Source organism: Ruminococcus sp., from assembly GCF_017650195.1.
Classification (GTDB): Bacteria; Bacillota; Clostridia; order Oscillospirales; family Ruminococcaceae; genus Ruminococcus.
Map to the genome: position 1 here is coordinate 13,177 of NZ_JAGCFH010000035.1, position 13,110 is coordinate 26,286.

At 45.0% G+C, this 13,110-nt stretch carries 10 protein-coding genes; 7 read left to right on the forward strand and 3 right to left on the reverse strand.

The window, feature by feature from the left end:
• The first annotated feature begins 11 nt into the window (after positions 1–11).
• The 7 genes from J6U00_RS01490 to J6U00_RS01520 all read left to right on the forward strand — a co-directional run bounded on the left by J6U00_RS01490 (position 12) and on the right by J6U00_RS01520 (position 9,259).
• On the forward strand, positions 12–1,349 hold the full coding sequence (locus tag J6U00_RS01490; protein WP_296577908.1) for a Mur ligase family protein: 1,338 nt from the start codon (positions 12–14) through the stop codon (positions 1,347–1,349).
• Positions 1,346–2,089, forward strand: coding sequence for a glutamine amidotransferase (locus J6U00_RS01495; protein ID WP_296577909.1), 744 nt, complete (start codon positions 1,346–1,348; stop codon positions 2,087–2,089). The genes J6U00_RS01490 and J6U00_RS01495 overlap by 4 nt, the downstream gene beginning before the upstream one ends.
• A 166-nt stretch (positions 2,090–2,255) precedes the next feature.
• Positions 2,256–3,020, forward strand: coding sequence for a zinc ribbon domain-containing protein (locus J6U00_RS01500; protein ID WP_296577911.1), 765 nt, complete (start codon positions 2,256–2,258; stop codon positions 3,018–3,020).
• A gap of 239 nt (positions 3,021–3,259) precedes the next feature.
• Entirely contained in the window at positions 3,260–4,807 is a 1,548-nt protein-coding gene (locus tag J6U00_RS01505; RefSeq protein ID WP_296577913.1) for a polysaccharide biosynthesis C-terminal domain-containing protein, read from the forward strand.
• Between the two features lie 108 nt (positions 4,808–4,915).
• The gene (gene fusA, locus J6U00_RS01510; protein ID WP_296577915.1) at positions 4,916–6,997 is read left to right on the forward strand and encodes an elongation factor G; all 2,082 of its coding nucleotides are present in this window, start codon (positions 4,916–4,918) and stop codon (positions 6,995–6,997) included.
• A gap of 123 nt (positions 6,998–7,120) precedes the next feature.
• On the forward strand, positions 7,121–8,284 hold the full coding sequence (locus J6U00_RS01515) for a GTP-binding protein (RefSeq protein WP_296577917.1): 1,164 nt from the start codon (positions 7,121–7,123) through the stop codon (positions 8,282–8,284).
• Between the two features lie 18 nt (positions 8,285–8,302).
• Positions 8,303–9,259: a GTP-binding protein gene (locus J6U00_RS01520; RefSeq protein ID WP_296577919.1), complete on the forward strand. Its 957-nt coding sequence runs from the start codon at positions 8,303–8,305 to the stop codon at positions 9,257–9,259.
• A 129-nt stretch (positions 9,260–9,388) separates the two neighbouring features.
• On the opposite strand, the gene J6U00_RS01525 is transcribed toward J6U00_RS01520, so the two are convergent.
• The 3 genes from J6U00_RS01525 to J6U00_RS01535 all read right to left on the reverse strand — a co-directional run bounded on the left by J6U00_RS01525 (position 9,389) and on the right by J6U00_RS01535 (position 13,020).
• Positions 9,389–10,198: a zf-HC2 domain-containing protein gene (locus J6U00_RS01525; RefSeq protein WP_296577920.1), complete on the reverse strand. Its 810-nt coding sequence runs from the start codon at positions 10,196–10,198 to the stop codon at positions 9,389–9,391.
• Positions 10,199–10,202: 4 nt separating this feature from the next.
• The gene (locus J6U00_RS01530) at positions 10,203–10,688 is read right to left on the reverse strand and encodes a sigma-70 family RNA polymerase sigma factor (RefSeq protein WP_296577922.1); all 486 of its coding nucleotides are present in this window, start codon (positions 10,686–10,688) and stop codon (positions 10,203–10,205) included.
• Positions 10,689–10,836: 148 nt separating this feature from the next.
• Positions 10,837–13,020, reverse strand: coding sequence for a heavy metal translocating P-type ATPase (locus tag J6U00_RS01535; protein WP_296577924.1), 2,184 nt, complete (start codon positions 13,018–13,020; stop codon positions 10,837–10,839).
• Between the last annotated feature and the right edge of the window lie 90 nt (positions 13,021–13,110).

A 13,110-nucleotide genomic window follows, 5' to 3' on the forward strand; every position in this document is an offset into this window, starting at 1 on the left:
GGAGAATTAAATTGAAACGTATTCTGATACTAATAGGAAAAATCATAGTTAAGCTCCTGAAACTGTTGCACAGGAACGCCGGAAACCTTCCGGGTATCGTTCTGTGGCATCTTTCAGGGCATAAGGCGGTATCCATGTTCAAGGTTGACTGCCCTATAATAGCGGTAACAGGAACTAACGGAAAGACTTCCGTAACAAACTGTATCGCTCAGCTTTTTGAGCGCAGCGGAAAGAAGATAATCATCAACAAGGAGGGCAATAACCTGGATACGGGTATATGCTCCATGCTTCTGAAATACTGTGATATGTCGGGAAGAGTAAAGGCTGATATGCTGATACTTGAAACTGATGAATCTCACGTCCCAGTGGTATATTCGCAGCTGAAGCTGGATACTCTTGTGGTGCTGAACTTCTTTCGCGACCAGCTTGATAGAAATGGCGAAATGGAGACACTGATACAGAAGATAAACGGCTTCTGTAAGACCTTTGAGGGCAATCTTATCCTCAACGGCGACGACCCGAATACTGCTCGTCTTGGCAGGGCTAATCCAGGTAATAAGAACGTTAGATACTTTCATGCGGAGCCCTACGCCTTTGCTACAAAGAAGATATTTGAAGCCTCGGAGGGACGCTTCTGTCCATTCTGCGGAGAGCCTCTTGAATACGAGTACTATCAGTACTCACACATCGGAAAGTTTATCTGTAAAAAGTGTGGTTTCGGTAGCCATGAGCCATATATCACTGCAAAGGATATCGACCTTGAAAAGCCTGTGTTCACTGCGGATGGTCATACCTATTCGCCCAAACTGAACAGTATCTACAATATCTACAATATGACCGCTGTTGCGGCTGCGGCAAAGCTCTATGATATTGATCAGAAGATAACCGACGGTGTTATCAACAGCTATACCGTGAAAAATGGACGTATGGAAAACTTCATGCTTGGAAAGAGCAAGGCTACTCTCAATCTTGCAAAGAACCCCGTGGGAGCAAATATGACGCTTCGCGTCATGAACGAGATGCAGGGAGAGAAGGAGTTGCTTTTCGTGCTCAACGACAATATTGCCGATGGTCTAGACGTATCGTGGATATACGATATCAATTTCAGTATATTTGAGCGTGTAACAAGAGTAGTGACTTCGGGCACGAGGGCTTACGATATAGCTGTCCGCATAAAGACGGCAGGCTACGACCCGGCTAAAATAGTAGTTCGTCCCGACCTTGATAAGGCGGTTGAGGAGCTTGCGAGCACTGAGGGAAGAAAGTTCGTTATTGCCAACTATACTGCAGTCCAGCCAACAAGAAGCGCCCTTAAGCGCTATATCGCAAAGCATGGAGGTAAAAAATGAAAACAGTCAGGATAATACATTTGTATGCCGATATGCTTGACCTTTACGGCGACAGCGGTAATATGGAGGTATTCTCCTTCCGCTGCAAAAAGAGGGGAATCGACTGTCAGATAGACAAGTACTCCATTGATTCGGAAATACCAGATTTCAGCTCTTACGACCTTATATATATAGGCGGCGGAGCAGACCTTGAACAGCAGCATATCTCAGCTGATCTGCTTAAATGCAGGGAGGGGATAATCGACGCATATAAAAAGGGCACATTCCTTTTTCTTATCTGTGGTGGATATCAGCTCATGGGAAAATACTATCGTGATGCTGACGGGAACGAAATAAAGGGTCTAGGATTGTTCGATTATTTCACTGTTGCTCCAAACAGCCGAAGGAAGCGCTGTATAGGCAATATAGTTATTGAGACCGATATTGCTGGCAAGCCTGTGAAGGTGGTGGGATTTGAAAATCACGGTGGTCAGACACAAGGAGTGAAAACTCCCTTCGGAAAGGTACTGTATGGAAACGGCAACTGCTCAAAGAGCGAGGCTGAGGGCTACTGCGAAAAAAATGTTATAGCAACATATCTGCATGGCCCATGTTTGTCGAAGAATCCCGAGATATCAGACTATATGATAGAGTACTGTATAAACAGGGGAGAAAAGGAACATATCGCTCTCGAACCTCTCAACGATGATCTCGAAAAGGAATGCAGGCAGGTAATGCTTGACAGACTGCTTAGAAAATAAGTAGAAATTAGATAGTAGAGAGTAGTTGACGTGAGGTGTGCTGTCGGCCGTGATAACTTCACAGTTATCATGTGTCCGCACCTAAATGCTATTAGCTTATATAAAGCAACAGACAGTTGCTTGCATTTATGGCTTACTGTGATATAATGTAGTTGAGGTGATGAATATGGATACAAAAAATATCATACTTGAACTGAGAACACAAAAAGGTATGTCACAGGAGGAGCTTGCCAAAAAGATTTATGTTACACGTCAGGCTGTATCACGCTGGGAGACAGGCGAGACCGTACCCAATACTGAAACTCTTAAGCTACTCTCTCAACTGTTTGACGTATCTATAAATACAATCCTAGGCTCGCCGAGAAAGCTTGTGTGTCAGTGCTGTGGTATGCCTCTTGAGGACGCTGCTGTAAGCAGGGAGACAGATGGTTCCTTCAATGAGGAGTACTGCAAATGGTGCTATGCTGACGGTCAATATAACTATCATGATATGGACGAGCTAATAGAGGTATGCGTAAAGAATATGACCGGTGAAGGCCATACAGAGGAGCAAGTTCGCGCGTACATGAAGGATATGCTTCCCAAGCTAAATTACTGGAAGAATCACAAGGAGCTTGCTGACGGAGGCGAGTTCGAGAGGTTTAAAAAGCAGCTCATAGACGAATTTAACGCTCTGAACATCAATGGAATGCCAAGGGTGGAAAGTCTAAATGCTTTAGTAGGAAGCTACGTTAACCTAGCATACCCACTTCCTAACGGAAACAGCGTGAGATTTCTGGATGATGGTGCAACGTACCTCGGCAATCAACTGGAAAGTGAGTCCAGCGACGGTCGCTGTTTCGGCATACTGGCAAACAAGGAATTCCTCCTTGTAAGTACTTATGTCAAAGACGGAGAAGCTCCCGAACTCATTGTTTACAAGAAAAGATGAGAGGGAATCCGTAGTTCTGCTTCTGCAAATTTACTGCCGCTTCTATAAAGTTTTTGGAATGGACTGACATTCAATAGGAAAACTATTAAATATTAAAAAGTATTTTGAACTTTGTAGACAAGTACAAATATAGGATACGATTTTTGTGCATTATTAATTGACGGACAGCTTTGCTGTCCGTTTTGTCATTTTTCATCATTTTCTTCCATAAAATGCATTAGTAAACAATGGAGGATGCTATGATAATAAAAAGCAAGATAGTCCGTGATACGGCGTTACTGACAGCGATGCAACTATTTCTTGATTCGGCGGCTCTTCTGCTGAATGTATTTATTACAAAGCAGCTAGGCGCCTCCGCCATAGGTATACTTAGCCTTACCGGGTCCTTTCTTGGAATTGCAGGTATTCTGTCAAACGGCAACGCGTTTCTCTGCATAAGTCGACTGGTTTCAGAGGAGTTTGGAAAAACAGGAGGAGATCCCGAGGGTATACTTGGATACGGTATCAGACTGTGTTTGCTTCTGAGCGCCGCTACATCCGCTGCTGTATTCTTTCTTGCTGAGCCTATCAGTCTGCGATTCTTCAGCGGCACCGGAATGATCGCTGCCCTGCGTTTCATGCCGGTTGCTCTAGTCACGGGATCGGTGTCGGCTTGCTTTAAGGGGTACTTTAATGCCTGCCGCAGGGCTGCGGTCACTGCGGCATGCGATATAACCGGATTTGCGGTAAAATCGGCTGTGATAGTGATAATGACTGGGCTATCTAATAATGTAACGGAGGAAACAGTGTGTGGGATACTTGTGGGAAGCATAATAGCATGCAATAGCTCGTCTCTTCTACTGCTTGTTATAGCATACCTTATGCTTAGACAGAGGCAAAACGGACGATGTAGTTTGAGCTTTCGGGAGTACACTGGATACTGCCTTCCTATAATGGGAGGCAGTATACTTACGGCTGTACTGAGCAGCACAAATGACGCGCTTATACCTGTGTGTCTGAGGCAGTATGGCGATTCGGCAGGGGAGGCGCTGAGCAAGTTCGGAATATTTGAAGCTATAGTCCTGCCTACACTTTTCTTTCCATCAGTTATATTATGCTCGATGTCGGGTATAATAATAAGTGAAACCGCAAGAGCAAGGGCTGCAAAAAAACAAATAAGGATAAGATACTTTACAAAGAGGATCAAGGCATGGACGCTGATGTTTTCGGTATTCTCGGCAGCTTTTCTGATGAGGTTCGGCGGAGCGATAGGGGAGATACTCGGCGGTGGTGAGCTAGCAGGCAGAATGATAACTATTATAGCTCCGGTTGTGCCTTTCATATATATGGAGATAGTGCTTGAAGCTCTTATAAAGGGGTTGGGGCTGCAAAGCTTCTCCTCGGGGAACTACTTTATGGAATATGTCATACGTATCGCTGCTGTGTTGATACTGATACCTCGTATAGGCTTCTATGGGATAGTAGTTTCTTACTATGCGAGCAACATTTTTGGAAATTGCAGTCGGTTCATCAAGGTAACAAGAGTTACAGGTGCACGGATGGTACTTTGTGGAACACTGGTTTTTCCCGTAATACTGGCTTATATTACGATGTTTGCAGGAGAAATGTTTTTCATGTTAACTGATGCCTCGGAGAGCAGCCCATTTAATATGCTGTTTTACGGACTTATCTGGGGAGGAGCATATTTCAGTACTTTCTCCGCATTAGGAAAAGTAAAGCTTTTTGATAAATGCGGAGTAGATAATTTTGGTGATTGTTCACAACAAAATGTTAGCGGTATATTATGAAATGTAGAAAATTTTATGTTAGTATTGCAATTTTTTTATTAATGAATTATAATATTTGTATGCCGTGGATATAAGACGGATAAACCAAATAAGAGGAGAAACTATGTCATGAAAGAGTATGATGTAAACAAGGTAAAAAACATAGCATTTGCTGGTCACAACGGCTCGGGAAAAACTTCTCTTGCTGAAGCGATCCTATACAAAGCAGGAGCTTCTGACCGTCTCGGCAAGACTGCTGACGGCACTACTGTTTGTGATTATGATCCTGAGGAGATCAAGAGACAGATATCAATCGGTACGTCTCTTGCTTCCTTTGAATATAACAACCTCAAGGTAAATATTCTTGATACACCGGGATTATTTGACTTTGCTGCTGAAATGATAGAGGGTATAAGAGCTTCGGATACCGTTATGATAACTGTATCGGCAAAGTCCGGCGTAAAGGTTGGCGCAAAAAAGGCTTATGAAGAGGCAGTGAAGCAAGGCAAGTCCAAGATGTTCGTTGTCACCAAGATTGACGATAAGGACGCTAATTTCTTTAATGTTCTCACAGAGCTCAAGACAGTGTTTGGTCCTACCGTATGCCCTGTTGTAGTTCCTGTTGTAAGCCATGGCGCTATCGTTGAGTACGTAAACCTCATAGAAATGAAGTGCTATAAATATGATAACAAGGGCAATCCTATCGAAACGGAGATGCCTACGGCAGAGATATCGGAAAAGTTCGAGTATCGTGTTGATGGACTTGTAGCTGCTGTTTCAGAGGCTGTTGCAGAGACCTCAGAGGAGCTTATGGAGAAGTTCTTCGAGGGTGAAACTTTTACTCAGAAGGAGCTCATAGACGGTATACACGACGGTATGAACAGAGGTATCATAACCCCAGTCGTATGCACGTCTGCTGCTGACCTTGCAGGCATAGATATGCTTCTTAAGGAGATAGAGCTGCTGCTTCCATCGCCTAACGAGGTATACCCTGCCGAGGCATACACAGCAACAAAGGATGTCGTTGAGATAGAATGCGACGTGAAAGATCCGCTTTCGGCTTATGTGTTCAAGACGGTTGCCGACCCCTTTGTAGGTAAAATGTCTTTCATTAGAGTTATGTCGGGCAAGCTCTCCTCCAACTCTGAAGTGATTAATTCAACAACAGGTTCAAGCGAGAAGATTGGTAAACTCTATACTCTATGCGGTAAGAAGCAGACAGAGGTTCCGGCTGCCTTTGCAGGAGATATTGTAGTTGCTTCAAAAATATCCGCAAATACAGGAGATTCACTTTCTGATAATTCAAGGGTAGTCGAGTTTGGCGGAATGGAATTCCCGAGACCCTGCTACTCTATGGCTGTAAAGGCAAAGGCTCAGGGCGACGAGGCTAAAATATCGACAAGTATACAGAGACTTATAGAAGAAGATCCTACTCTGACTTATGTTCAGGACGATACTACAAAGGAGCAGATTCTCAGCGGTCTTGGCGAACAGCATATCGAAGTTGCAGCTGCCAAGCTAAAGAGCAAATTCGGCGTTGACGTAAACCTGACGGTTCCTAAGATAGCCTATAAGGAGACTATTCGCAAGAAGGTCAAGGTACAGGGAAGACACAAGAAGCAGTCCGGTGGTCACGGTCAGTTCGGAGACGTATGGATAGAGTTTGAGCCATGCGTAAGCGATACACTCGTATTCGAGGAAAAGATATTCGGTGGAGCCGTACCCAAGAACTACTTTCCAGCTGTACAGAAGGGTCTTGAAGAGAGCGTTAGAAAGGGCGTTCTTGCAGGCTGTCCTGTTGTGGGACTTAAGGCTATACTTGTTGACGGGTCCTATCACCCTGTAGATTCTTCGGAAATGGCGTTCAAGACTGCTGCTTCTATAGCGTACAAGGAAGGTCTGAGACAGGCTGACCCTGTTATGCTGGAGCCTATCGGTGAGCTCAAGGTAACTGCTCCGGATGATAATACCGGTGATATAATGGGTGAGCTCAACAAGCGCAGGGGCAGAGTTCTCGGAATGGAGCCTGTGGGCGGCGGCAATACCGCTATCCAGGCAGAAGTTCCAATGCGTGAGATGCATGACTTTGCTATGTATCTCCGTCAGACCACAAGAGGTCTCGGAAGCTTCACCTTTGATTTCGTAAGATATGAGCAGCTCCCTGCAAACCTTCTTACAGAAGTTATTTCTTCCGTTGGAGCTGTTGAATAAATATGTTGTTTCCGGCTGCCACAACTGCGGCAGCCGTTTTTATGTCCTTTCGGGGCTTGATTTATTTTTGTCAGTGTGATATAATATTCTTTGAATCTAAAATATGAAAGAAGTGTTGTTCACATGACAAAAATCACGATCTTCTCAGGCTTTCTCGGTGCGGGAAAGACCACTCTCATAAAGAAGCTCATACAGGAGGGCTACAAGGGCGAAAAGCTCGTGCTTATCGAGAACGAATTCGGACAGATAGGCATTGACGGCGGCTTTTTGCAGGACGCAGGCGTTGAGATAACTGAAATGAACTCAGGCTGTATCTGCTGCAGTCTCGTGGGCGATTTCGGAAAGGCTCTTGAAAAGGTGCTTGCGGACTATGCTCCCGACCGTATCCTTATTGAGCCCTCAGGCGTAGGAAAGCTTAGTGATGTTATCCGCGCGGTTCAGAACATCAACGCTCATGATGTTGAGCTTGACGGTTTTACCACAGTTGTTGACGCCAAGAAGTACAAGATGTACATGAAGAACTTCGGCGAATTCTTCGATAACCAGATTACTTACGCAAGCTGTCTCATACTCAGCCACACAAGCGGTCTTTCGCAGGATAAGCTTGACGACTGTGTAAAGAGCCTCCGCGAGAAGAATCCTTCCGCTCCTATCGTTACTACAGAGTGGGATGAGCTCACAGGCAAGCAGCTCGTTGACGCGATGACTCAGAAGAATACACTTGATGATGAACTCAAGGAGCTTCTTGAAGAGGCTGCACATCACGATCATCACCACCACCATGACGAAGAGCATGAGCATCATCACCATGACCACGATGAGGAGCATGAGCATCATCATCACGACCACGATGAAGAGCATGAGCATCATCACCATGACCACGATGAAGAGCATGAACACCACCACCATGACTATGACGAGGAACATGAACATCACCACGATCACGGTCCCGATTGCACCTGCGGCTGTCACGATCATGACCACGATCATGAACATCACCATCACCATGCTGACGAAGTTTTCACAAGCTGGGGCAGGGAAACTACAAGATCTTATACTCCTGAGGAGATACAGTCCGCTCTTGAAGCTCTCGGAGATGAGGAAAAGTACGGTATGATACTCCGTGCAAAGGGCATTGTTGCAGGTACTGACGGTAAGTGGATACACTATGACTATGTACCGGGAATACCCGATGTACGTACCGGAAGCGCAGGCACTATCGGAAGGCTTTGCGTTATCGGTTCAAAGATAAACGAGGAAGCTATATCAGAGCTTTTCAAGGCCTGACCGAAAGGAGCGTTCAACGTGCCGGATCAGAATGATGTAATACCGATATACCTCTTTCTCGGTTTCCTTGAAGCCGGAAAGACAAAGTTCATACAGGAGACCCTTGAGGACAAGCGCTTCAACAAGGGCGAGAAGACCCTGCTGCTTATATGCGAGGAAGGCGTGGAGGAGTATGATATCTCCCGTATGCCAAAGAAAAACATCATAACTCATGTTTTTGATGACAAGTCGGAGTTCACAATGGAGAACTTCACAAAGCTTCTCAGAGAAAGCGGCGCAGAGCGCGTTGTTGTGGAGTATAACGGAATGTGGCTCATGGACGACTTCTACAAGGCAATGCCCGACGAGACAACTATCGCTCAGGTCATGTATTTTGTGGACGCGACTACCTTCAGCAATTACAATGCCAATATGAGAAGTCTTGTGGTGGATAAGCTGAATGTGGCTGAAATGGTGATATTCAACCGTTTCAGCGAGAAGTTCGATCCCAACGAGTATCACAAGATCGTAAGAGGCGTAAGCAGACGTGCTGAGATAGTATATGAGTATACCGACGGTAGAGTTGCCTACGACGATATAGAGGATCCGCTCCCGTTTGATGTGGAAGCCGATGAAATAACCATAGAGGACAAGGATTTCGCTCTCTGGTATAGGGATATCATGGAGGAGCCTGCAAAGTATGACGGAAAGATCGTTCATTTCAAGGCTCTTACCGCTAAAAACGACAAGTTCCCTGAGAACACCTTTGCAGTAGGACGTCATATAATGACCTGCTGTGTCGAGGATATACAGTACTGCTGGCTTGCGGCTCAGGTGGATGACGGAAATGAGCCTGCAAACAAGACGTGGATAAATGTTTCCGGCAGAATAAGCGTGCAGAAGCACAAGCTCTACCGCGGAAAAGGTCCGCTGCTGCTTGTAAGCTCTGTTGAAGAGGCAGTTGCTCCCGAACAGCCTGTAGCTACGTTTTATTAAAAAAATGCTCCCTTTTTCAAGGGAGCATTACTTTTAACATCTGTTTCAACAATATGTTGAAATATTATTTCACATCTTGAATCATTATATTTAAATTGCATATATAAGATGTTGATAAAGGTCGAAGCCCTAATCTTCGATTATCAGACCGCTGAACGCATAAGGTCTGAACGGTATATCTCTATCACGGCAGCGAATTGTAAGTGTTGTATCTAATGTCAGGTGTTCAAGCGGATAATCAAAATACGCAGTGACAGGGTCGTAGATGCAATTATGCATATCCTGTCTGAACGGCAGGCAGGGCCTTAACTCCACTATAAAATTGGGTATGTTGTTCTCATTGCGTGATGTTTCTTCTATTTTTTCTTTTGCAACTTGGAACCCGGTATTAACATGGACTCCGACACGTATGTTGCCCCAGGGGACAACTTTTCCGTTTGCGGGAACAGGCTTGCCGTCATCGTCAAGGAGCTTTTCATCGCCTACGTATACACAGTTGTTTGCTCTGTCTATTCTGACATCTTTTTCTTCCTTATTGCGCACCGCAACAACAAATGGGTGAAATTCGTCTTCATCTGGATTTGGATATTCATATTTTATTCCGTAATTCGTTACCTCAGGTATAAATGATATCTGGTCGGACTTTGCAAGTCTCGGATGTGCGCAGAGAAGCTCATAGGTTGTTCCGAGAAGAACTGCGACAGCCAGTATAAGTCCGAACAGTATTTTTGTGAGCCGCATTTTTTTCTTTACTTTTTTCATGGGTTCTATGTTTTGAGAAGATGTATTGATCTTTATATCGCCGTTTTTCATATCCTCATACTCCTTTCTGCATTCACTGCATTCAGCAATGTGTTTTTCAACCTCTTCTTTGCTGATTTCAGAGAGTGCGTCGTCACAGTATAAAGGAATCAGGTCTTTTATTATCTCACACCTCATAATGTTACTCCTTTCTGAGCTTTTGCTTTGCACGATAGTACGTTACTCTTGCCCAGCTTGCGTTCTTGCCGAAAAGTTGACCAATCTCTTCAAATGACATAGCTCCTGTTGCTCTGAGAAGCAGTATCTCTTTTTCACGTTCGGGCAGTTCGTGTATCTGTCTGAGTACGTACATCTTTGTGTCGGCACTCTCTATCTGGTCGTCAGGGGGAATGATACTGATATCGAGTTCCGCGATATCAAGCTCTTTGGATACGGACGGATGATATTTGCGCCTTTTCAGCTCCTTCAGCCAGAGGAATTTTGCGATCTGGCAGAGCCATGTACAGACTGAGCATTTGTTGTCGAACTTGTTAAGGGAGCGCAGAGCCTGAAGAAATGTTTCCTGCGTCAGATCCTGTGCTGTGTCAGGTTCACGGCATATACTTATAAGATATGCATAGACCTTCTGACCGTATTTCTGATAATAGTCTTCGATCTCCTTATTCATCCGCCGTCCTCCTTTCATTGATTTCAGAAGCTTCTGTATATTAGTACCCTGAGGAATAAAAGCGTTACATGATTTTATAAAAAAACACCGAGCCCGAAATATGAGCTCGGTGATCTGTTCTATTATAACATATCAGGTAGGTATTATGTCAATACTTTTTTGTGCTGAGGACCCTGACTGAGTTTAGTATACACAGCATTGCCGCTCCGGAATCTGCAAAAACAGCAAACCACATATTGGGATGTCCGATAAGTCCGAGTATCAGGACTATCGCCTTTACAGTCAGTGCGAATATAATGTTCTCGTAAGCTATGCGCATCGTTTTGTCAGCGATATTTTTGGCTTTTACGACTGACTCCGGCTCCGGATTCATGAATACAGCGTCCGCGGCTTCAAGGGCAAGGTCTGAACCGTTCTGCATTGCGCCGCCCACATCTGCTCCTGCAAGTACAGGTCCGTCGTTGAAGCCGTCGCCAACAAACATCACAGGTCCGGTCTCTTTGCGAATACGCTCTATCTCAGCGAGCTTACCGTCGGGGAGCAGGTCTCCCTTGACAGAATCTATGCCGATATTCTTTGCTGCTGCCGAAGCGTTTTCGGTCTTGTCGCCGGTGAGCATAAATGTCTTTATACCCATTCTTTTAAGTCTTGAAACAGCGGATGCGGAGGTTTTCTTTATCGTATCGGAAACAACTATCCTGCCTTCTGCTTTACCGTCGACTGTTACATATACGACGCTGCCGGAAGGTATATCATCAGCGGGAAGAGCTATGCCGTTTTCTGCCATAAGACGGTGATTTCCGCAGAGCACGCATCTGCCGTCTATTACGGCTGTAACTCCCTGTCCGGCTTTTTCTGCTGATTTTTCCGGAGAGATGAGCTCAATACCATTAATGTGGCAGTGGCTTACTATACTTTCGGCAACAGGGTGTGTCGAACACTGTTCACAGCTGCCGCTAAGCATGAGAAGTTCATTTTCGCTCATATTGCCGTAGGATTTTATATCCGTAACATCGAAGCTGCCGTTTGTAAGGGTTCCTGTCTTGTCAAATGCAACGGCCTTTATTTTGCCGAGAGCTTCGATGGCACTTCCGCTCTTGAAGAGTATACCAAGCTTGGAAGCAGCGCCTATACCTGAGAAATACGCAAGCGGTACGCTGAGTACAAGTGCGCAGGGGCAGCTGATTACAAGGAAGGTAAGAGCGGAATATATCCACTTGCTCCATTCGCCTGTAACAAGGGATGGGATTATCGCTGTAAGAAGAGCTGTTGTTATGACGATAGGAGTATATATCTTTGCGAAACGGGTAATAAAACGGTCGATATGAGGCTTGGAGGCTGACGCATTCTCGACCGCTTCCGCTATCCTGGATATCATTGAGTCAGCGGCGGCGGCAGTAGTACGCAGCGTTAATGTCTCCGAGAGGTTTATACAGCCTGAAAGTACGCTGTCACCGCTGCGGACAGACAACGGTACCGGTTCGCCGTTTACAGCTGAGGTGTCTATCCTTGACTCTCCCGATTCTATAATACCGTCAGCAGCGATACGTTCTCCTGCCTTTATCCTGAGTATGTCTCCGATCTGAATGTCGTCTGAGCTGATATGCACGAATTCACCATTGCGCATAACTTCCGCTTCTTCCACTTTAAGAGCGGCGACATCAGTAATAGCCCTGCGGCTTCTTGAAACGGCATAGTCCTCAAATAATTCGCCTATCCTGAAAAACAGGACGACTCCGACTGCTTCGGCGTACTCTCCGAGAGCAAAGGCACCTACCGTAGCAATGAACATGAGAAAATTCTCGTCAAAGAAGTTCTTTATTCTGATATTCCTGATAGTTGCAATGATTATGCTGTATCCGAGTACGAGGTATGCAGCGGCATACAGAGCGATGGCAAGAGGCTTTATATCAGTAACTCTGCCGGATATGACAGCAGCTGTGAATAATAATATCCCTGCTACAATAGTGAAAAGCTCACCTGCAGGTAGAGAATTCTTTTCAATATGCTCATGTTCATGGTGGTTATGCTCATGTTCGTGATCGTGACCGCAGCAGCATTCTTCATCGTGACCATGATGATGTGAATGCTCATGGTGATGATGGTGGTGCTCATGCCCGGCAGGAGAGATGACCACGCCCGCTTCTATTGAATTAGCGACTGTATTTATCTTTTCGACGAGTTCATCGGTTATATCGCCTCTGATCCTGATTTTTTTCAGAGGATAGTTAAGTGTTGCCGATTCAACGCCATCTATCTTATTTATTGCAGCTTCTATTTTAGCGCCGCAGTGTGCGCAGTCCAGATTGATTACAGAAAAATCCTTTTCCATAAGATCACTGTCCTTTCATATATGAATACTTGTTCATATGATTAATATATCACAACTTAGAGGATTTGTCAATAGGGAAAGTGTTCTTTT

Coding starts and splice junctions, on each gene's coding strand:
- J6U00_RS01535 (WP_296577924.1), bottom strand. CDS start 13,020: ATGGAAAAGGATTTTTCTGTAATCAATCTGGACTGCGCACACTGCGGC.
- J6U00_RS01530 (WP_296577922.1), bottom strand. CDS start 10,688: ATGAATAAGGAGATCGAAGACTATTATCAGAAATACGGTCAGAAGGTC.
- J6U00_RS01515 (WP_296577917.1), top strand. CDS start 7,121: ATGACAAAAATCACGATCTTCTCAGGCTTTCTCGGTGCGGGAAAGACC.
- J6U00_RS01495 (WP_296577909.1), top strand. CDS start 1,346: ATGAAAACAGTCAGGATAATACATTTGTATGCCGATATGCTTGACCTT.
- J6U00_RS01500 (WP_296577911.1), top strand. CDS start 2,256: ATGGATACAAAAAATATCATACTTGAACTGAGAACACAAAAAGGTATG.
- fusA (WP_296577915.1), top strand. CDS start 4,916: ATGAAAGAGTATGATGTAAACAAGGTAAAAAACATAGCATTTGCTGGT.
- J6U00_RS01505 (WP_296577913.1), top strand. CDS start 3,260: ATGATAATAAAAAGCAAGATAGTCCGTGATACGGCGTTACTGACAGCG.
- J6U00_RS01525 (WP_296577920.1), bottom strand. CDS start 10,198: ATGAGGTGTGAGATAATAAAAGACCTGATTCCTTTATACTGTGACGAC.